The 22,745-nt window shown below is 64.7% G+C and carries 10 protein-coding genes; 7 read left to right on the top strand and 3 right to left on the bottom strand.

The window, feature by feature from the left end; all coding sequences use genetic code 11:
* Positions 1–210, top strand: a 210-nt coding sequence (locus ISP20_RS13560; RefSeq protein WP_239535790.1) for a GspMb/PilO family protein, incomplete at its 5' end; no start/stop codon positions are given.
* Between the two features lie 664 nt (positions 211–874).
* Complete coding sequence (gspD, locus tag ISP20_RS13555) at positions 875–3,256, top strand: type II secretion system secretin GspD (RefSeq protein ID WP_204636615.1); 2,382 nt, start codon at positions 875–877, stop codon at positions 3,254–3,256.
* A gap of 55 nt (positions 3,257–3,311) precedes the next feature.
* On the opposite strand, the gene ISP20_RS13550 is transcribed toward gspD, so the two are convergent.
* The gene (locus ISP20_RS13550) at positions 3,312–5,099 is read right to left on the bottom strand and encodes an EAL domain-containing protein (protein ID WP_204636614.1); all 1,788 of its coding nucleotides are present in this window, start codon (positions 5,097–5,099) and stop codon (positions 3,312–3,314) included.
* A gap of 14 nt (positions 5,100–5,113) precedes the next feature.
* Positions 5,114–6,754, bottom strand: coding sequence for a methyl-accepting chemotaxis protein (locus ISP20_RS13545; protein ID WP_204636613.1), 1,641 nt, complete (start codon positions 6,752–6,754; stop codon positions 5,114–5,116).
* A 780-nt stretch (positions 6,755–7,534) separates the two neighbouring features.
* Between ISP20_RS13545 and ISP20_RS13540 the strand changes: the two genes are divergently transcribed.
* Positions 7,535–18,478, top strand: a complete 10,944-nt coding sequence (locus ISP20_RS13540; protein WP_204636612.1) for an autotransporter outer membrane beta-barrel domain-containing protein — start codon at positions 7,535–7,537, stop codon at positions 18,476–18,478.
* A gap of 43 nt (positions 18,479–18,521) precedes the next feature.
* On the opposite strand, the gene ISP20_RS13535 is transcribed toward ISP20_RS13540, so the two are convergent.
* Positions 18,522–19,133 (bottom strand): FMN-dependent NADH-azoreductase, encoded by a 612-nt coding sequence (locus ISP20_RS13535; protein WP_204636611.1) that lies wholly within the window; start codon positions 19,131–19,133, stop codon positions 18,522–18,524.
* Between the two features lie 190 nt (positions 19,134–19,323).
* Here ISP20_RS13535 and pdxR point away from each other — a divergent pair, with 190 nt between their 5' ends.
* The 4 genes from pdxR (at position 19,324) to ISP20_RS13515 (ending at position 22,734) form a co-directional block, all read left to right on the top strand.
* The gene (gene pdxR, locus ISP20_RS13530) at positions 19,324–20,763 is read left to right on the top strand and encodes a MocR-like pyridoxine biosynthesis transcription factor PdxR (RefSeq protein ID WP_204636610.1); all 1,440 of its coding nucleotides are present in this window, start codon (positions 19,324–19,326) and stop codon (positions 20,761–20,763) included.
* A gap of 132 nt (positions 20,764–20,895) precedes the next feature.
* The gene (locus tag ISP20_RS13525) at positions 20,896–21,351 is read left to right on the top strand and encodes a carboxymuconolactone decarboxylase family protein (RefSeq protein ID WP_204636609.1); all 456 of its coding nucleotides are present in this window, start codon (positions 20,896–20,898) and stop codon (positions 21,349–21,351) included.
* Between the two features lie 184 nt (positions 21,352–21,535).
* The gene (sugE, locus tag ISP20_RS13520) at positions 21,536–21,856 is read left to right on the top strand and encodes a quaternary ammonium compound efflux SMR transporter SugE (protein WP_204636608.1); all 321 of its coding nucleotides are present in this window, start codon (positions 21,536–21,538) and stop codon (positions 21,854–21,856) included.
* Between the two features lie 257 nt (positions 21,857–22,113).
* Positions 22,114–22,734, top strand: coding sequence for a hypothetical protein (locus ISP20_RS13515; protein ID WP_204636607.1), 621 nt, complete (start codon positions 22,114–22,116; stop codon positions 22,732–22,734).
* The last annotated feature ends 11 nt before the right edge of the window (positions 22,735–22,745 follow it).

Here is a 22,745-nt window from a genome sequence, read left to right as displayed (position 1 = left end):
CTGCATTGCGATATCCAGCCGCTGGCCGAAACGCTGCACGATCTGGAGCAGGGCACCCCGTATCTGTTCGTGGATGACTTGAGCATCTATCGCAATCCGGTGGCCGCGATGCAGCAAGCGGCCGTGCCGCTGGAAGTGCAGTTCACCTTGTCCGGCTATGTGCGCCAGCCGCGCGCCACCGGCGGTGACACGCAGGGAGGTGCGCCATGAATGCGGCCGCCCAACGTCGCCTGACGCCCTTGCTCGGCGGGGTGGCCGTGCTGTTCGGCGCGTTGCTGCTGACCTTGCTTGCCGGGGTGGGACGCGGTGTCTCGTGGGGCCCGGAACGTGCCGCCACGCCGTTGCCACCCACGCACGACCAAGGTTTGCCGCCGCCGGTGCCGCTGGCGCAGTTCTCCGCCGTGTGGACGCAGCCGCTGTTCAACAACGACCGCAAGCCGACGATGCGCACCGCCGCCGGCGGCGCGAGCCTGGGCGACATGCAGCTCACCGGCATCATCCTCACGGCGCCACTGCACATGGCCTTGCTGCGCGACAAGAGCGGCGAGCACGAAGTGCGCGTGCGCCAGGGCGAGGCGCTGCCTGATGGCAGCTGGCGTTTGGTCGATCTGAGGCCGCGCTCGGCGGTGTTCGAATCGAGCACCGGCCGCACCGAACTGGAGCTGCCCGCCGGCGCGCCGATCGACATGCCCAAGGGCGACGGCAGTGCGCCACCCAGCCCGCCCGCACCGAACGGCATGGCGGTGGGTCCGGCGGCCCCACCGCAGAACGGCCCGATGATCAATGCCNGATCGCATCCGCTTGTTGAAAGAAGCCATCCAGAAGCGCCGCGCCCAACAGCAGGCGGCGACCCCCGAGGGAGCCCATTAACGTCATGTCCATCCAGCGCACGCCGCGGTTGACCCGCATCAGTACGCTCACCCTGGCCTTGTGGCTGGCCGGTTGTCAGACGCTGCCGCCGCCCAAGAGCGATGACGGTGCGTTGCAGCGCGAGGCGATGGCGGGCACCGAGAAGCCGGTCCCCGCCCAGCTCCCGTTGAACACGAAAAATGGGGCCGTGGACCCGAGCGTCACGCCCAAGCCGCAACTGAGCGAAGGCAGCGGCCAGTTCGTGCGCACCACCGGGCTGGCGCAACCGCGCAAGGCCGCCAGTGGCGATGGTGCGGTGACCTTCAACTTCGAGAACCAGCCGGTGCAGGCGGTGGTGAAGGCCATCCTGGGCGATCTGCTCAAGCAGAACTACACCATCGTGCCGGGGGTGCAGGGCAACGTGTCCTTCTCCACCTCCGAGCCGGTGGACAGCAGCCAGGCCATTCCGATCCTGGAGACGCTGCTGTCGTGGACCAACAACGCATTGGTGATGCGCGATGGTCAGTATGTGGTGATGCCGGCGAAGGATGCCGCTGCCGGCAACCTCGTCCCCAGCCTCAACGCGGTAGCACCGCAGGGCGGACTGCAAGCGCGTTTGTACCCGCTGCGCTTTATCTCGGCCACCGAGATGCAGAAGCTGATCAAGCCGTTCGCGCGTACCGACGCCGTGCTGCTGGCCGATCCCTCGCGCAACCTCATCGTGCTGTCGGGTACACCGTCGGAGCTGGACAACTACCAGCGCACCATCCACACCTTCGACGTCGACTGGCTGCGCGGCATGTCGGTGGGCGTGTTCAGCCTGCAACACGCGAACGTGGGCGAACTGGGCCCGCAGCTCGACCAGATGTTCGGACCCAAGGGCGACACGCCGCTGGCCGGCATGGTGCGCTTCCTGCCGATCGAACGCACCAACGCCATCGTGGTGATCAGCAGCCAGCCGACCTATCTGCAGGAAGTAGGCGACTGGATCACAAAGATCGATCGCGGTGGCGGCAACGAACCGGAACTGTTTGTCTATGACGTGCGCAACCTCAAGGCATCGGATCTCGCGCAGTACCTGGGGCAGATCTACACCCGCGGCAATGGCGGCGGCAGCGATGCCGGCAAAGTGGGGCCGGGCCTCACCGGATCTACGCTGGGCAGCGGCGACAATGCGATGGGCAATGCCAGCGGGATAGGCAGCACGGCGGGCAGCTTCGGCAGCAGCACCACGGGCGGTGTTCAAGGTACCGGCGGTGGCTTTGGCAGCGCGGGCGGTTTTGGTGGCACGGGAACGATCGGCACCACCGGCGGCTTCGGTACGACGGGTACGGGCACCAGTGGCGGTTTCGGCAGCACCGGCGGCAGTGCGGCGGGCGGCATGTCCTCGTTCGGCAACAGCGCCTCCAACAGCAACAACGGCAACACCGGGCAGCAGTTCGTCTCGGAGGACGGCAGCATCCGCATCAGCTCCGTCGATTCGAACAACCAGCTGCTGGTGCGCGCGCGCCCCTCGCAGTGGAAGGAGATCGAGCAGGCCATCAAACGACTCGACAATGTGCCGCTGCAGGTGCAGATCGAGATGCGCATTCTCGAGGTCGATCTTACCGGGCAGTTGGAGTTCGGCGTCCAATGGTATCTGCAGGGGTTGGCAGGCAGCACGCCGACCACCGATGGCAACGGCAATATCAATGGCGCCACCAATATTCCGCCGGGCGCGCATCGCCAGATCTCGCTGGGCTCCGGCGGTAATCAGTACGGCGGCGAGCCGCTGTTCTATTCCTTCCTGAGCAGCAACGGCAAGTTCCAGGTCGCGATTCGCGCGCTCGAAACCAATGGCAATACCAAGACCTTGTCGGCGCCGTCGCTGGTCGTGCTCAACAACCAGGTCGCGCACATCCAGGTGGGCGATCAGGTGCCGATCAACCAGACCTCCATCGTCACCGGCCTCAACACCAATGGCTCGACCGCCAGCAGCGTCAGCTACCTTCCCACGGGCGTGATCCTGGACGTGCAGCCGCGCGTGAATCCCGGCGGCCTGGTGTATCTCAATGTGCAGCAGCAGGTGAGCAACACCACCGGTTCGGCGAATTCGCAGGGCAACTTCACCATCCAACAGCGCGCGGTGGGCACGCAGATCGCGGTGCAAAGTGGCCAGACGGTGTTGCTGGGCGGCTTGATCCAGCAGAACGAGGACAACACCGACACCGGCGTTCAGGGGCTCAATCGCGTCCCGATCCTGGGCCGCCTGTTCGGCACCACCAATCACAGCCGCAATCGCACCGAGCTGATCGTGCTTATCACGCCACGCGTAATCACCAGCAGCGAAGAAGCCAAGCAAGTGACGGACGAATATCAGCGCAAATTCGAATCGCTATCGCCCTTGCGTCCCCACAACGCAGGCTGATGCCTTGGTGCCGCCGCCTGAAACCCATGCTGTCAGTCGGCGACAGACGAGCTTTCTATGTCGCCCCCACCCTGGGGAACACGTGCAGGCTCACGTGGGATCGCTTGGCGTGACGCTTGGCGCGGGCCGCGAGCATGGCGATCGATTGCGCGCGCTGGGGCAGGGGCGGGGAGAGTTCCACGGCCCCCATCACCACCGTGGTGCAGGGAAAGAACTGCGGTTCGCCGCGTCGGTCTTTGCCTTGCAAGCCGCCGTGGATGACGTCGACCGCGTCGAACAGTTGCGGCGAGCGCGTGTTGAAGGCATCGATCACGCGCTGGCATCGCGCTTCCCAATCCTCGCTCTGGAACAACAGCACGAAATCGTCGCCGCCGATGTGGCCGACGAAATCCAGCGCAGGATCCACGTGCTCGCCCAGCAGGCTCGAAAGCAGGCGGATCATTTCGTCGCCGCGTGAATAGCCGTAGTGGTCGTTGAACGGCTTGAAGTCGGTAAGGTCCACGTGCACCACGGTAAAGGGTTCACCGCCGTCGATCAGCCGTTCGAGGTGCTCCGTGGTGGGAATGTTGCCCGGCAGGAAGGTCAGCGGGTTGGCGTGTCGCGCCGCCTCGATGCGCAACTCACTCACGCGGCGCACCAGCGCTTCGCCTGTACCGAGGCCGAGATAGCCCCCGTCGCGGGTGATGATGAAGCCATCGGCGAGATACCGCTGATCCTCGCCGCGCAGCACGTCCGCCAGGCTTTCCAGGCTGCGGTTCTCGTCGCAGATGAGCGGCGCGGAGTTCATTAACGCCGTGCAGGACTTTCGCGCCAGCAGTTCGCGGGCGAACGGCTGGGCCATGCGCTCATTGACCAGGCGGCGGTTGATCAGGCCGATCGGCCGGCCGTCCTTCACCACCGCCACGGCATGCATCTCGGGGTGATCGACGAACAGCGCCATCGCCTCTTCGTTGGTCTGGCGCGGTTGCATGGAAGGTGCGTCGATCAGCAGGTGACGCACTTGCGTCGGACGCTGCGTCACCGGCCCGCGCGGCCGGGGAAGCACGGGAACGGCGGGTGTACGCAACAGCTGCCGCGAGGCTGCGCTGGCGTCGCTCGCGGTGCGTTCCGCGGGATGGCCGATCAGAAAGCCTTGCGCGTACGGAATGCCCAGGTCGCGCAGCACGCGCAGATCGGCGGGGTCTTCCACGCCTTCGCCGACCAGGTCCGTTCCCAGCGATTCGGCGACCTGGCAAAGCGAGCGCACGATGGCCAGCCTGCCGGCACTGCGCGAGACACCGTGCACGAGATAGCGGTCGATCTTCACCACATCGGGATGGATCTCGTTCCACATCTCGAAGTTGGAATGGCCGTTGCCGAAATCGTCCAGCGCGATGCGCACGCCGTGCGCGCGCAGGTAACCGAGCGCATGGGCGAGGCGGGCAGGGCTTTCCACCACGTCGCGCTCGGTCACTTCGATGGTGACCCGTGCCGGGTCGAGGCCGCCGGCGGAAAGTGCGGCGAGTACGTCATCCGGTCGCAGGGAGTCGTGCAGGATCGCGTGCGGGCTCAGGTTGACCAGCAGACGCCCCGCCGCCTGCTGCGCGGCAAACGCACCGCACAGCGTTCGTGCCGCATGCAGTTCCAGTTCGACCAGCCGACCTTCCGTACGGGCGAGGTCCAGGAGATCGAGAATGGAGATGTCTCCGGGAATGAAGTCGCATCGGCTCAACCCCTCATGCGCGACGATTTCCATCGTGTCGATGCGCACCACTGGCTGGAAGACCGGCTGGAGACTTCCTGCAGCGAGTGCGCACTCGAGCATGGCGTGAGGGGTGTAATGGCAGACGAGGCTGGCAGACATTGCCCGGGTCGATATCAGGCCGCGGCGGCCCGAACAGAGGGCGTCACTGCCGATGGGTGTCGTGCTTCGTGCATCGACTCTGGGAGGTCTTCTGCGCCAGGAAGGCGGAAGAAGGTGACTTGATGCATCAAGGCATCGGCATCGTTGGCAAGCGCGCGACCGGTGTGGTTGATGTCTTCCACCAGGTCCGCATTGGCCTGGGTCATGCCGTCCATGGCCATCACGGCGCGACCGACCTGGTCGATGTCGCCGACCTGCTCGCGCGAGGAGCGGGAGATCTGCGAGACACTGTCGGACACGCTGCCCATGCTGAGCACGATGCCGTCGAGCGCCTCGCCCGAGCGCGCCACGCGTTCGCGTGCCTCGTTCACCGCATCGCCGCTTCGTTCGACCAGGCGGCGGATATCCTTGCCTGCGTCCACGCAGCGGCGTGCCAGCTGGCGCACTTCGCTGGCGACCACGGCGAAGCCGCGCCCCTTTTCTCCCGCCTGCGCGGCTTCAATGGCGGCATTGAGCGAGAGCAGGTTGGTCTGGAAGGCGATGCTGTCGACCAGGTCGACGATCTCCGCGATGTCGCGGCTGGCTTTCTCGATGGCGGAAATGGAGTCGATCGCTTCGCCGGCGAGGACGCGGCCGTGTTCGACATGTTTCAGTGCATCGCGCGCTGCCACCGCCGCGCCATCGGCATGGCCCGCGCCTTGCGATGCCGTATCGGCCATCTGCGTCATGGAAGCCGCCGTTTGCTCCAGGTTGGCGGCCTGGGCCTGCGTGCGTTGGCTCAACGCGTCATTGTCCTGCGAGAGGCGGCGAGCACGCTCGCCGACCGACATTGCACCGTTGCGCACTTCGCCGAGCACGCGGGTCAGCTGCGCATCCATCGAGGACAGCGCGGCCAATAGCGTGCCCAGCTCGTCGTTCGTACCGACAGGCACGGGTTCGCCGAGCTTGCCGGCGGCGATGCGCTGCGCCACCTCGGTCGCACTCGCCAGCCGCTTCAGCAGCGAACGCATCAGGGCGCCGTCCATCACGATGGTGACGGCGAGCGCCACGCCCAACAGCACCAGCAACAGGATCATGCCGGCGCGATCCGCGCCGCGTTGCATCGCCACTTCCTGATTGCCCTTGCTCAGCGCGGCCTGGAAGAGATTGGCGAAATCGCTCTGCAACGGCTCGTAGGCCGGTTGCACTTCGGTAGTGAGCTTGAGTCCGGCAACATCGAATTGCCCTGCATCGAGCAGAGCGAGCGTCTCGTCGATCGTGCGGTCGGCATCGGCCCGATGCGTGGTGGTGAGCTTGAGTGTCTGAGTCTGCTCGCGCGCCAGGTCGCTGGCTTCCAGTGCCTTCCAGTGGCGTTCGGCGTCGACGCGATCGGCATGGATGCGCGTATGCGCATCTTCCACCGCCGAAGGAAGCTGCGACATCACCGCATGGACGAGCACCTGCAACGTGCTGTTGTAGTCGTTTTGCACGCGGCCTACGTCCGCGACAGGACTCAGCGAACCTTCTACCACGCCCTGGATGCGCGCATCCGCGCGACGCAACTGAACTACACCCGCCAGGCAGGTGATGGCGAGCAACGCAAGGATCGCCAAAAGGCGCAGCAGGAGGCGCCGACGCAAGGTCAGTCCAGTGATCCGTGTGGCAAGTTTGAACATGGGGAAATCCGGGGGTGGGGGACTTGCAAGAGCTGTCGGCCCGCCGCTCGGCAACTTTAGCCGGAAAAATAGAAAAAGATCGCGCCAATACAATGTGTTACGCATTTTTCGCCGAGGCAAAACCTCGCATGGACGATGACACGGAAAGATGTCGTCCGCGTGACTTTCCGGCTGCGTTTTTCAACACACAGGCAACCCCAGGGCGCCGAAAAAGCCGTGGCCACCTTGCCGCCGGCAATCGCTCCGGCATAACGCCGGGCGAGGCCAGAACGAGCGGGCACCGTTTCCCGTACGACACCTGGGCTGACGCTTCCGTCAATCTCTTCCGAAGCAAAACCTTGCCTCCCACGCCATTAGCTGTGCACCGCGCTGCAGCGTTCGAAAAGAGACGTCACGCCGAGCGAAAAGAGACGTCACGCCGAAACCTCGCGGCGATGGTTGCATACGCTTACATCGAGCTTTCCATAAGGCGCTGCGGATTGATCGCAACGAGCGGCGTGTGTTGGCGGTTGGTCGGTCGGAGAACCCCCTCCGGCACAGGGGCTATAAAAAGTGGCGACGTCTCTCTCGCATTTAAATCGATTCATCGTCGATGGCCGCCCGCATGCGCGGGCGCGCATGCGTATCCAGTGCGATGGCCACCGCCCGGCAACCCCTCGATTTCGTTTTGTCTATCGGCGCGCAGCGCGCCTTCTCACAGGCCTGGATTCGGCCTGAATCATGGCGACCGCGCGTCGCCGCACACATCTGCATCCGTTTGCACATCGACAGGGGAAAGTGATGAACCGGGTATTCCGCATCGTCTGGTCTACGGCCTTGAGCGCGTGGGTAGTGGCTTCCGAACTCACCGGCAAGCACGGCAAGGGACGCGGATGCGCCGCGTCGGCGACGATCGACGAACGGTCATCACCTCTGCGCCCTTCGCAAAGCGGATGGACGCTGCGCCTCGGCGTGCTGATGGGCTTGGCTTCGCTTTATGCGGCGCCGACGTTGGCAGCCGACAAGTACTGGGATGTCAATGGCGGTTCGGCCGGCAGCGGCGGTATCGGCAACTGGGACATCTCGACACCGAACTGGAATGCCGCCAGCGACGGCGTTGCCGGCCCTTTCACCACCTGGAACAACACGGCCATCGACAACGCCGTGTTCGCTGGCACGCCGGGTACGGTGACGTTGACTTCGCCGATCACCGTCAACAACCTCACTTTCACCCTGGCCGGTTACACGCTCACCGGTGGAACGCTCACCCTTGCCGGCACCACGCCGACCATTGCAGGTGCCGCCACCATCAGCTCGGTCATCGCCGGTAACGCAGGTCTGACCAAGAGTGCGGGTGGCGTGTTGTCGCTGACCGGTGCCAACACTTTCAGCGGTGGCATCATCGTCAGTGGCGGCCAATTGGCGGTCAGCAGTGACGCAGCCCTCGGTGCAGCCGGCAACGGCATCACCATGGCGAGCGGTACGCAGCTCAATGCTACGGCGGCGTTGGCTGCTACACGCGTGGTGACAGTGAGCAGCGGCAATGTCGGCGTGTTTGGTGTCGGTGTCGGCTCGGCACGGTTTACCGGCGCCGGCGGCTTGCTGGTGGGCAGCGGCGTCACCTTGAAGAACGCTGCCAGCGATTATACCGGCGTGACCAGCTTCAATACTGGCGGCACTTACAGCTTCAACTCCATCGGCAACCTTGGCCAGGCCAGCGCACTCGGTGCGCCGATCACCCAGGCAAACGGACAAGTGACCGTGGCCGCAGGCGGCGGCCTGGGTGGCACCTTGATCTATACCGGTAGCGGTAGCACGTCGAACCGCGACTGGGTATTCGCCAACACATCCAGCGGCGGCACTGCGCTCACCAACGCCGGTACGGGAACGCTGAATCTGAGCGGCAATATCGTCTTCTCCGGGACCTCCGCGACTGGCCATAACTTCAATGCCAACTCGGGCAATTTGGTGCTGTCGGGCATCATCAGCAGCCCCAGTTCGATTCGTCCCGTTTCCTATTCGGGAACAGCGGGCCAGAGCATCACGCTTGGTGGCGCCAATACGTATACCGGCCCCACCAACATCAACAATATCGACCTCTATGCGCCCGTGCTCGCCGATAGCGGCAACGCCAGTTCGCTCGGCACCGGCGCGTCAGGCAACATCACGCTGACCAACGGCAAGCTGCACTACACCGGCGGTGGTGCTTCGACCAACCGCACCTATGCCTTCGATGGCGCCAGCACGATCAACAACGATGGCACGGGTGGGCTCTCGCTCACGGCGGCTGCGGGCTTCAATGCGGGCGGGACTGACTCGATCACGCTGGGTGGCAGCTACAGCGGCAGCAATACCTATGCAGGCGCCATTGGCGGTACCGGCAATGTGCTTATCAACGGTAACGGCAACTGGCTGCTGAGTGGAGCGAATACCTACGCAGGCACGACCACTGTCACTGCCGGCACTCTCACCGCGGGCAGCGCCAATGCATTCGGTGCGTCAAAAGGCTTGATCGTCAACGGCGGCACGCTGGATCTCAACGACTTGGCCATCACCGCGCCATCGCTAGCGGGCACGGGTGGCAGCGTGGACCTTGGCAGCGGCTCGCTCACGCTCAGTACCAGCTCGGGCAGCACCTCGTACGCGGGCAGCATCGGTGGCACAGGCAGTCTCACCAAGCTTGGTGCCAGCACACAGACGCTCACCGGCGCCAACACGTATACCGGCGCCACCACCATCGGCGGCGGTACGCTGGCACTGGATTTTTCCGTGGCTGGCGCGCCAGCCAGCAACATCATCAACAGTGCTTCGGCGCTCAACCTGGGCGGCGGCACGCTGTCCATCAAGGGCGCAGCGGGCGCCAACACGCAGATCTTCAACGGCCTCAACGTCACCGCGGGCAACAATCGCATCAGCGCCACCGCCGGTGCGGGCGGCCTGGGCATCTCGCTGGGCGGGATCAATCGCAGCGGCGGCCTGGTCGATTTCGCGTTCAACACCGGTACCACCATCAGCACCACGCATGCGGACGGCGCGCTCGGCGGCTGGGCCACGGTCAACGGCACGGATTACGCGCAGGTGAGCGGCGGCATCATCACCGCGTTCACCAACTACGCGGACAAGGACAACGCGAACACCTGGGCGAACGGCGACATCGTCAGCGACGAGGGCGGCAATGCCAACACGCCTTACACCGGCACGGTGAACGGCAGTGTCGCGCTGGGCGGCATGAAGGTAGCCGCGGCGGCCGGATCCACGGTGAATGTCAGCACAGGCAATACGCTGAGCGTGGACGGCAGCATCATCGTGTCGCCGACAGCGGGTGCCGCCAACCAGACGATCCAGGGTGGCTCGCTGACCGGTGGCACCGCCGGCAGCCCGCTGGGCGTGTTGCAGAACGCGGCCGGCAACTTCACCATCAGTTCGACCATCGTCGACAACGGTGGTGCCACCGGCTTTGTCGTGGGCGGGCAGGGCACCGGCACGGTGTCGCTCAATGGCGCCAATACGTACACCGGTTCGACCACGGTGAGCGGCGGCACGCTCGCGTTCAATTCCGTGGCGAACGGTGGTGCGGCGAGTGCGATCGGCGCCTCAACCAACGATCCTTCCAACCTCGTGCTGGAGAACGGCACGCTGCATTACACCGGTGCGACGGCCAGCACCGATCGCGGTTTCACCCTGGTCAACGGTGGTCCGTCGCGCACGATCCAGGTGGATGGCACGACGGATCTGACCTTCAGCGGCCAGGTGACCAGCCCGGACGATGCCGGCTTCACCAAGACCGGTACCGGTACCTTGACGCTGTCCAATGGGGCCAACGATTTCGTTGGCCCGGTGACGGTGAGCGCCGGTTTGCTGTCGACCGGCACGCTGTCCAATGGTGGCTTGGCAAGCGGCATCGGCGCAGGCTCGAACGCCTCGGCCAGCCTTGTGCTGCAGAACGGCGGCGGGCTCGAATACACGGGCGCAACAACGTCGACCGACCGCGGTTTCACGCTTGCCGGTGGCCAGGGCCACGTGAGCGTCGACTCGGCGGCAACCACGCTTACCGATAGTGGCACGATCATTGGCGCCGGTAGTCTGTACAAGGACGGTGCCGGCACGCTGGTGCTCTCCGGCACCAATACTTATACCGGCGGCAGCACAATTACCGACGGTATTCTGCGTGCCGGTTCTGCCACCGCCTTCAGCAGCGTCGGCGTGATAACAGTCAATGCCGGCGGCACACTGGATGCGTCCACCTTCCCGATCAGCATCGGCGGATTGAACGGCGCCGGCAACGTCACCATGGACACAGGCGGAAGCCTCTCCATCAACGGCAACGGCACGTTCTCCGGCGCCATTAGCGGTCCTGGCGGCGTAACGATCGTTGGACACAGCGAGACGTTCAGTGGCTGCGGCAACAGCTATACCGGCGCCACGATCATTGCCTCCAGCACGATCACCACAGATTGCCTGGCCAACGGAGGCCAGGCCAGCGGTGTCGGCGCCTCCAGCAACTTGCCCGCCAATCTGCAGATCGCCGGCACGCTGGCCTATACCGGTACCAGCGTCAACATCGATCGCGGGATACAGATGAACGGCACTGCTGCGATCAACGTTAGCAACGCCGCTACCACGTTGGGCATCGGTGGAGCGATTACGGGTGCTGGACAGTTTCAGAAGGTCGGGGCGGGCACCCTGGTGCTGAGCGGCACCAACATCAATACGGCCGGCACCTATATCATCGGCGGCACCTTGCGTGCGGGTGCCACCAATGCCTTCGGCACTGGTTACATGACGTTGGCCAACACCGCCGGCGTGCTGCTCGACCTCAACAACTTCAACACCAGCGTCGCCTATCTGGATGGCGGCGGCACTACGGGCGGCAACATCAATCTCGGCAGCGCCACGTTGACCGTGACGACGGGCAACAACTCCAACGGCGCCGCAGACTTTGCCGGCGTCATGAGCGGCACCGGCAATCTCGTCAAGAACGGCGCCGCCCTGCAGATCTTGTCCGGTGCCGTCAGCACTTACACCGGCACCACCACCATCGGCACTCTCAAGCCCGATGGCACCACCTTGGCCGTCGGCGGCACCCTCCAGGTAGACGTACTTGCCGATGGCGGCATGGCCAGCTCGATCGGCGCATCCAGCAATGCCGCCAGCAATCTCGTGCTCAACAACGGTACGCTGCAATACGCCGGTGCGGGCAACAGCACCGATCGCCTGTTTACGCTGGGACCGTCCAGTGCGCTGGATGCCTCCGGTACGGGCGCGGTGCAGTTCACCAATACCGGCGCGGTCGCCTTCAGTGGCGCCGCCAACTCGGCGCAGACCGTCACGCTCACCGGCACCAGTGCCGCCAACAACAGCCTGGCGCTGCAGATCACCAATAACGGCACGGGCAACACCTCGCTCAGCAAGACCGGCATCGGCACGTGGATTCTGCGCAACGCGGCCAGCACGTATGGCGGCGTCACCACCATCGCCGGTGGCGTGCTCGGCGTGGACCATCTGACTAACGGCGGCCAGGCGAGCAGCATCGGCGCCTCGTCGAATGCGGCCAGCAACCTGGTGATCGGCACCGGCGGTGGTATCGGCGCGACGCTGCGCTACACCGGCACCGGCGACACGACCGACCGCCTGTTTACCTTGTCGACCGGTAGCAGCGTGATCGAATCGTCCGGTACGGGCGCCATCGTGTTCAGCAACACCGGGTCGGCAGCGTATGCCGGCAGCGGCAACCGCACGTTGGGCCTGGGCGGCACCAACACCGGCAACAACACCATGGGCGGCAGCATCATCGATGCCACCAGCGGCATCACCACGCTGGCCAAGAACGATGCGGGCACCTGGCTGCTGACCGGCAACAACACCTATACCGGCAACACCGTGGTCAATGCCGGCCTGCTGCAGATTGGCAATGGCGGCACCACCGGCTCCATCGCCAGCCCCACCGTCATCGTCGACACCGCCGGCACCCTGGGCTTCGATCGCTCCGATACGTCGACGCTGGCTGGCACCATCTCCGGTGCGGGTAGCGTGGTGCAGTCGGGCTCGGGTACCACGGTGCTGACGGCCACCAATATCTACACCGGTGGCACGACGATCACCGCAGGCACGCTGCAGCTGGGCAACGGCGGCACTAACGGCTCCATCGTCGGCAACGTGGCCGACAACGGCACGCTGGCCTTCAACCGTTCGGACGTCTATACGTTTGGCGGCCTGGTCTCCGGCACGGGTGGCGTGACTCAGCTCGGCAGCGGCACCACTGTGCTTACCGGAGCAAACAGCTACACGGGTGCGACGAACGTGCAGGCGGGCACGCTATTGATCGACGGCAACCAGTCCGCTGCCACCGGCGCCACTACCGTGCAGAACGGCGCCGTATTGGGCGGCGCCGGCACCCTTGGCGGCAGCGTGACCGTGATGAATGGCGGCGCACTGAATCCGGGCGACGCTGGTGCAGCGGGTACGCTGACGATCAACGGCGGGTTGACGCTGGGTGCCACCTCGACCCTGAACTATCAGTTCGGCCAGCCCAACGTGGTCGGTGGTGCACTCAACGATCTGACCGTGGTGCACGGCAACCTCAATCTGGACGGCACGCTCAACGTGTCCGCCACGCCGGGCGGCAGCTTCGGCCCCGGTCTGTATCGCATCATCAGTTACGACGGCACGCTCAACGATCAGGGCCTGGCGCTCGGCGGCAGCTCGACCGGCAACTATCAGGTGCAGACCTCGGTGGCGAACCAGGTCAACCTGATCAACACCGGCGGTCTCACGCTGAACTTCTGGGATGGCGCCAACGGCCACACCAACAACACCGTCGACGGCGGCAACGGCGTCTGGCAGAACAGCGCAGGCAACAGCAACTGGACCAGCCAGACCGGCCAGGTCAATGCGCCGTACACCGATGGCGAGTTCTCCATTTTCATGGGTACGCCCGGCACCGTGACGGTGGACAACACGCTCGGCACGGTCACCAGTTCCGGCATGCAGTTCGCGGTGAACGGGTACACCGTCACCGGCGATCCGATCACCTTCGTCAGTGGGCAGGACGTGGTTCGCGTGGGCGACGGCACGGCTGCCGGCGCGGGCATGACTGCCACCATCACCGCACCATTGAACGGTGCCGGCACGCTGGTGAAGGAAGACCTCGGCACGCTGATCATCAACAGCATCAACAACCTCACCGGAGGGACTGCCATCAATGGCGGTGTGTTGCAGGTGATGGGCACCACCGGCGTCGGTGCCCCGGGCGCTGCGGTCAGCTTCGATGGCGGCACGCTGCGTACGACGCAGAGTTCTGTGTTTGCGCACCCCGTCACCATCAACCAGGGTGGCGGCACGTTCGACACGCAGGGTGCCGGCCTGATTATCAACCAGACCATCGGCGGCGCCGGCGAACTCACCAAGATGGGTCCCGGCACGTTGACGCTCTCGGCTACCAACACGTACGCCGGTGGCACGGCGATCAACGGCGGCGCCATCAAAGTGTCCAGCGACGCCAACCTCGGCAACGCGGCGGGCGCGCTGTCGTTTGATGGCGGCGCCTTGAACAACACCGCGGCGTTCACGTCGGCGCGTGGCGTGACGCTGGGCAACGGTGGGGGCACCTTTGATACGACCGCCGATCTCACGCTTGCCGGCACCATCGGCGGCGCTGGCGCATTGAACAAGATCGATGCTGGCGCGCTCGTGCTCACCGCAGACAACACCTATACCGGCGGCACCACCATCGGTAGTGGCGTGCTGCAGCTGGGCGACAGTGGCACCAGCGGTTCCATCCAGGGCAACATCGCCAACAGCGGCACGCTGGTGTTTGACCGTTCCGACAGCGTGGCATTCACGGGTGCGATTTCTGGCACTGGCGCGCTGGAACAGCAGGGCACGGGCACCACCGTGCTCAGCGCCGCCAACAGCTACACCGGACCGACGGCGGTACGTGCCGGCAGTCTGATCATCAATGGCGATCAGTCGGCCGCCACGGGCACCACCTCGGTCGACAGCGGCGGCACCTTGGGCGGCAAGGGCATCATCGGCGGCGATGTGACGGTGGCCGATGGCGGCACGCTGAGTCCCGGCGACGTCGGCAGCGCGCCGGGCACGCTGACCGTCAAGGGCAGCGTGGCCTTGAGCGACACCTCCAACCTCAACGTCAACATGGGCCAGGCGAACGTGGTCGGCGGTCCGCTCAACGACCTGGTGCAGGTCAACGGTGACCTCACGCTCGACGGCACGCTCAATGTCTCGGTGTCCTCGGGCGGCACCTTCGATCCGGGCATCTACCGGATCATCGGCTACACCGGCGCGCTGACCGACAACGGTCTCACCATCGGCTCGGTGCCATCGCCCGATTACTTCCTGCAGACCTCGATCGCGCAGCAGGTGAACCTGGTCAACACCAACGGTTTGGCGGTGAATTTCTGGGACGGCAACGGTGCGCGCGGCGACGGCCAGGTGCAGGGCGGCGATGGCCTGTGGCAGAACGCGGCCGGCAACGACAACTGGACGGTGATCGACGGCAGCCTCAATGCGCCCTACCAGGACAGCAGCTTCGCCATCTTTGCCGGCGCCGCCGGCACGGTGACGGTGGATGCCAGCCTGGGCGCGATCAACAGCAACGGCATGCAGTTCGCCACCGACGGTTATCGCGTCGAAGGCGATGCGATTGCGCTGGTCGGTTCCGCTCCGGTGATCCGCGTGGGCGACGGCACCACGGCTGGTGCGGACATGACCGCGACGATCGCCTCGGTACTGACCGGCAGCAACGGCATGACCAAGTCCGATCTCGGTACGCTGGTGCTGGCGGGCAACAACACCTATACCGGCGGCACCACGATTACCGGCGGCACGCTGCAGTTGGGCGAAGGCGGCACCAGCGGTTCGATTCTGGGCGACGTGGCCGACAACGGCACGCTGGCGTTCGATCGTTCGGACGTCCAGACGTTCGGCGGTGCCATCTCCGGCACCGGTGGCGTGACGCAGATGGGAACGGGCACCACCACGCTCACCAGCGCCAACACGTACACCGGCGCTACCACGGTGTCCGGCGGCACGCTGCTGATCAACGGCGACCAGACCGCCGCCACCGGTGCGACCACCGTGATGAGCGGCGGCACGCTGGGCGGCTCGGGCACGATCGGTGGCGATGTGACGGTGGCCAACGGCGGCACGCTCAGCCCGGGTAATTCGCCGGGCACGCTGACCGTCAACGGCAACCTCACCTTGAACGCGGGCGCTTTGGTCGACTATCAGCTGGGTCAGGCCGGTACGGTGGGTGGCAGCCTCAACGACCTCACCGTGGTGCATGGCAACCTCACGCTGGACGGCACGCTCAACGTGACGACCACGCCGGGCGGCACGTTCGGCGCGGGCGTGTATCGCCTGTTCAACTACGACGGCACGCTGACCGACAACGGCCTGGCGATCGGCAGCTCGCCGAGCACGAACGTGTTCGTGCAGACCTCGCTCGCCAACCAGGTGAATCTGGTCAACACCGATGGCCTGACGCTCAGTTTCTGGGACGGTCCGGGACACGCCAACGACGGGGCGATCACCGGCGGCACCGGCACCTGGCGCCTCAGCGACAACGACTACTGGACCGACGCCTCCGGCGCGCTCAACGCGCCGTACACCAACGGCAGTTTTGCGGTCTTCGGCGGCACCGGCGGCACGGTGACGGTGGACAACACGAACGGCCAGGTGAGCGCCTCGGGCCTGCAGTTCCAGGCCGACGGTTATCGCGTGACCGGCGACGCCATCGCACTGACGGGCGGCGCGTCCACCATTCGCGTGGGCGACGGCACCGCGGCGGGCGCGAGCATGACGGCCACCATCGATGCCGCCCTCACCGGCGCCAGCATGCTGGTGAAGGACGACCTGGGCACGCTGGTGCTCACCGGTGCCAACACCTATAGCGGCGGCACCGACGTGCACGCCGGCACGCTGCAGGTGGCCAACGACGGCAACCTCGGTCTCGCGGCGGGCAGTCTGTCCATCGACGATGCCACGCTGCACACCACCGGCAGTTTCGTCAGCACGCGCACGGTCGGTCTGGGTGGCGCCGCCACCATCGATACGGACGATGGCACCACGCTGCAGCTGAGCAACGGCATCGGTGGCACCGGCAGTCTCAGCAAGGCCGGCACTGGCACGCTGACACTGGGCGGTACGTCGACGTATAGCGGCGACACCACCGTCGCCGCCGGTACGCTCAGCGCGGCCGTGGCCAATGCGTTCAATGCATCCTCCGCGACGACCGTGCAGAGCGGTGCCACGCTGAATCTGGGCGGCTTCGCACAGCGCACCGGCGCACTCACCAACGCCGGCACGGTGAACTTCGGCCAGACACCGGGCACCAGCCTGACCGTGCAAGGCGATTACGTCGGCCAGGGTGGCACGCTCAACTTCAACACCGCATTGGGCGGCGACGGCTCGGCCACCGACATGCTGGTGGTCACCGGCAGCACCTCAGGCAACACCACGATACAGGTGACCAACGTGGGTGGCACCGGTGCAGCGACCACGCAGGGCATCAAGCTCATCGACGTGCAGGGCGCCTCCAACGGCACCTTCGCCCTGAAGGGCAACTACGTGTTCCAGGGCCAGCAGGCGGTGGTCGCCGGTGCGTATGCCTATCGCCTCTACCAGAACGGCGTCGATGGTACGGACGGCGACTGGTACCTGCGCTCGGCGTTGACCAATCCGCCGTCCGATCCCGGCAATCCCGGCAACCCGGGCAATCCGGGTGGTCCGGGCTCGGGCACGGGTGGCGCGACGCCGCTGTATCAGCCGGGCGTGCCGCTGTACGAAGCCTATGCCGGCATCCTGCAGCAGGCGAACACGCTCGACACGCTGTTCCAGCGCACCGGCGATCGCCAGTGGGCTGATGCGCAGGCGACCGATGGCATGAAGCCCGGCGAAGGCGTGTGGGTGCGCGTGCAGGGCGGCGATCAGGACATCAAGCCCGAATCGAGCACCAGCGGCACGCGCTACGACATGTCCAACTGGAAGTCGGAAGTGGGCATCGACACCACGCTATCGGACAACGGGGGCGGCAAGCTGGTCGGCAGCGCCTCGCTGCATTCGGACCACTACAACTCCGACGTGAGTTCGGCCTATGGCGACGGCCGCATCAACACGCGTGCCTACGGCGTGGGCGCGGCGTTGACCTGGTACGCCGACAACGGCCTGTACGTGGACGGCCAGGCGCGCTGGACGCATCTGGATTCGGATCTGCACTCCAACACGCTGGGCAAGGCCGAGGACGACAACAAGGCCACCGGCTACGCCGCCGGCGTGGAAGTCGGCCAACGCTTCCGCCTGAGCGATGCATGGTCGATGGTGCCGCAAGCCCAGTTGAGCTGGGGCAAGGCATCGTTCGACGGCTTCAACGATGCATTCGGCGCACGCGTCTCGCAGCAGGACGGCAACGCCGCCTCGGCACGCGCCGGCACCACCTTCGACTACCTGAGCACGCATCAGGGTGCCTCCGGCGCGGTGGTGACGCATTTCTACGCCATCGCCAACGTCTACGACTACTTCACGGACGCGGCGCAGGTGAACGTCTCCGGCACCGATTTCACCACGCGCAACGAGCGCTGGTGGGGCGGCCTGGGCGTCGGTGGCGCGATCGATTGGGCGGGTGGCCGCTACTCGATCTACGGCGAAGTGCAGGCGCAGACCGGGCTGTCGCACTTCGGCGATTCGCATGCGGTGAATGGCAGCGTGGGTTTCCGCATGCGCTGGTAATGGGCAATCGGGAGCGAGCCCGCTCAGCAAGGGCGGGCTCGTCTCAACGAACGAGACGTTGCAAACAGTTTTGCAGCGTCCGGTCTGCATCGTCTCTTGCTGCAGTCAGTGCCTCTTGGCCGAAGGCGGTGCCCTGGACGGAGAGGAATGTCAGATCTCGCAAGCCAATGATGGCAAAGACGGCTTTCAGGTAGGGGGTTAGGAAATCCGGTTGGCGCGTGCCGTCCTCGGAGAACCTTCCACCAGAGGACACGGCAACGAAGACGGGCCGGTCGCGAAGCAGCGGCGTTTTCCCATGGCGCCCCACGTCGAACGTCCAGCGCACGCGAACCACGTGGTCTATCCATGCCTTCAGCGTGGAGGGTGCGGTGAAGTTGTGCATGGGCGTGCCAATGACCACGATATCCGCAGCTTCCAGCTCCCTGATCAGTTCAGCCGACGTCGCGGCGGTACCTTCCTGAGAAACATCCTCGGTCGCGTGCTGGGAGATCGCGTAGTTTTCATCGACATGCGACAGCGAACCGTCACCGATCATACGGGTCGACACGTTCGCGGAAGGATGCCTTTCCAGCAGAGCGTCAACGATTTTTCGCGAAAGCCTATGGCTCTCGGCAGCCCGCCCACGGGGGCTGCTGCTGACGTGCAGAATGTTCATGTCGAAAACCTTGGGTGCGTAGGAGCAGCCTTCATCCTATAAAGATCGTGACCCCTGTCGAAGGTCCATAAATGAAACTTTCATATGGTCCATCGCGATCTCCGCAACCACGCGGTACAGCGGCCCTTTCGCGCCCGGCACAAGGATCTCCCGATTTCCGGGGGGTACACTCCATACTTCGATAAACCGCATGATCGGCTGGTCCATGAACATGACCGGGAATAGCAGGATTTCGCCGTTGGACCGCGCGGCGACTGAGCCTTACTACCGACAGATCTACGACCGATTCCGCGGCGCCATCGCCAACGGAGTGCTCAAGCCTGGGGACCGCATACCGTCGGCACGCGCGCTGACCAAGGAGCTGGGCCTGGCAAGAGGGACGATCGAGGCCGCCTATTCGCTGCTGGCTGCCGAAGGCTACATCCAGGCGCGCGGCCAGGCGGGAACCATCGTGACGCCGGGACTGACGCCGCAAATCCAAAAGGCAGTCGCGGTGGCTCGCCCGGATCGCGCCGTTGTAGCGGGCAACTCTTTCCGCCCCGATTCGATCTTGCCCTTCCAGATGGGCTTGCCCGCGCTCGATGCGTTTCCCAGAAAGTTATGGGCGCGCCTGGGTGCGCGCTGTATACGTGCCACGCAGTCGACGGACATGGTTCATCCTTCCGTCTTTGGCTTGTACGGCTTGCGCGCCGCCATAGCCGCCTATCTTCAAGTGTCGCGCGGTATCGACTGCGCTCCGTCGCAGGTCTTCGTCACATCGGGATATCGTCATACCCTCGAGCTGATCGCACATGCCTTGCTCAAGCCCGGAGATCGCGTCTGGATCGAAAATCCCGGCTACCCGCCCACGCGCGAACTGCTTGGGGCAATGCACATGAACGGCGTGCCGGTGCCGGTGGATGCGGACGGCATGATCGTTTCCGAGGGTCTGAGGTTGGCTCCCCGGGCGCGCGCAGCCGTCATCACGCCTGGGCACCAGAGTCCGTTGTGCGTATCCCTGTCGCTTCCTCGGCGCCTGGCGTTGCTGGACTGGGCAGCACGAAACCACGGCTGGATCATCGAGGACGACTACGATGGCGAGTATCGCTACATCAGCCGTCCTTTGCCTGCATTGAAGAGCCTGGACCGGGATGGGCGGGTGCTTTATGCAGGCACCTTCAGCAAGGTGCTTTTGCCGGCGCTCCGGCTTGCCTACCTGGTGGTTCCGCCAGAGCAGGTGCAACGGTTCGAGGACGTCAGCCACACTTTCGCCGGCGGCAGTCCCCAGCTGGCGCAAGCCATCGTCACCGCGTTCATCATGGAAGGGCACTTCGCGCGGCATATCCAGCGGATGCGCAGGCTCTATGCCGAACGTCGGGAAGCGACGGCGGCTGGCCTGGAGAGCGTGCTACATAAATACATGCGCATCGACCCGCAGCCCGGCGGTATGCACCTGATCCTGCGCCTGAAAGGAGGGCGGTCGGATCGCCGGCTTGTTGCGCGCATGCGGGACGAAGGACTGTACGGTGAGGCGCTGACAGATTGGATGGCGAGTGGCAGGGGAGCTTCCGCCGTGCTGCTCAATTTCACCAATCTCGGCAGTCAAGGCGCGGCCGAGGTGCTCGGCAAACGCATCCTGAGGGTGCTGTAGCTCGATCGAGATCGATCGACCGTCTGCGATCAGGGAATCATGGCCTATAGGAAATCACTATTCATGGTTCTTTTTGAGTGATCCAAGTTGCAACACGATGGAACCCTCCAACAACGAGCGAAGGGTTACATCATGAGCAGCCGTATCGACTACGCGAAAGCATCGCCCGAGGGTTATAAGGCCTTCGGCGGCGTGTACGCCTCCCTCCTCAAATGCGGGCTCCCTCAGGAGCTGATCAATCTCGTGTATCTGCGCGTTTCCCAGCTCAATGGATGCGCGTACTGCATCGACATGCATTCCCGCGACCTGATCAAGGGCGGCATCAGCATCGACAAGCTGGTCCTGGTGCCTGTCTGGCGCGACGCGGGCAAGGTGTTCTCAAACCGCGAGCGCACTGCGCTGAACTGGGCTGAGAGCGTGACCCGCGTTGCAGAGACGGGTGTTCCCGAAGCCGACTACGCCGTGGCTGCCGCCGAGTTCAGCGACAAGGAACTGGCGGACCTCACCTATGCGATTGGCCTGATGAACGCGTTCAATCGCTTTGGTATCGCGTTCCGCTCCACGCCGGCAGCCGCTGCAGCCGCGTAAGCCGCTCGCAGGTGATGGCTACTTGCCGTTCCGCTCGCCGATCTACGGCGTGGCTTGGCGTGACAAGTGACGCTTCCAGCTCTACCCATGGCTCGATCCCCTGGGCGGCTCTTGTGCCGCCACGCACTTGCCCCTTGTCGTCGGGCCATGGTGCCCGACGAATTCCACGAAGAGACTTCTATTTATGGCATGGCTACTGCTTACGATCGCCGGCGTCTTCGAAATTGCCTTTGCACTCTGCATGAAGTGGTCCGAAGGATTCTCGCGAGTGGGGCCGGCGTTGCTAACGGTCGGTGCCGGCTTGTTGAGCGTGTTTCTACTTTCGTATTCGCTCCGCACACTGCCGGTAGGCACCGCCTACGCCGTCTGGACGGGTATCGGCGCCGCGGGCACGGCCATTCTTGGCATCGTGATCCTGGGCGATTCCATGGCGCCCATAAGAGTGCTGTGCATCGCCCTGATCCTGGCTGGAGTCATTGGCCTCAAGCTCGTTTCCGGGAGTTGAAAAAGTCGCCGTCGCGACCGGCGAACGCATTGCTGTGAATCTCGGTGGCATCGAGTAGACCAACAGCCGAAGGCAGTCAAACTGCCCCGAGGTACTGGCTATCAGCTGGCAACGCGATACCAGGCGAGGGACCGCAAAGAACGCCCACTTGCAGAGCCGGCAACAGTTGTCTAACATGTACCTTGGTACCAAGGTACATATGCCTGAAAGACAAACGGGTTGATCGAAAAGCTAACTGCCAGCTCGTGGGAGTTTCAATGCGCACGAAGATGATACTGATCGGTTTCATAGCCGCGTCGCTTGCGATCGGCGCGGGAATCGCCATGGTCCATTCGCAAAGCGATGCGAAGAGAGGGCACGGCGTACTTGGTGCGCACGGCATCCACGGTGCGTCGAATCTGCCATCCCACACAGGAGCGGCACACATGTATGCCGAACGCGAGTTCGATTTCGACCTGCCGGGAACAGTGGCCGCGCTGACGCCCTATTTTGGACCGGTGAAGGAGCGCGAGTGGGCGCCCGAATGGAGTCCCGACTTCGTGCGGCCTCATGGCGGTGGCCAAGAGGTCGGTGCCGTTTTCCAGACGAAGTCGGAGTGGGGCGCTGCAACCTGGGTCATGGACCGTTACGCGCCCGAGCAGGGCAAAGTCGGCTATCTCATCTTCATTCCGGATACGGGGGTGTCGCGCTACGACATTTCCCTGAGCCAGAAAGACCCGGCGACCGTGCACGTGCACGTCTGGTGCAGCCGCACGCCACTGAGTAGTGCCGACCCCAGGTATCTTGCCGAATTCGAACAGTTCTTCACGACGCAGGGCCCGGAGTGGCGAGACGCGATCACCGGGATGCTGGCTCACGCTGCGGTACAACCACACTAATCCAAGTCGAG

It is taken from the genome of Dyella kyungheensis (assembly GCF_016905005.1).
GTDB lineage: Bacteria > Pseudomonadota > Gammaproteobacteria > Xanthomonadales > Rhodanobacteraceae > Dyella > Dyella kyungheensis.
This window is presented reverse-complemented; position numbering and strand designations above follow the sequence as displayed.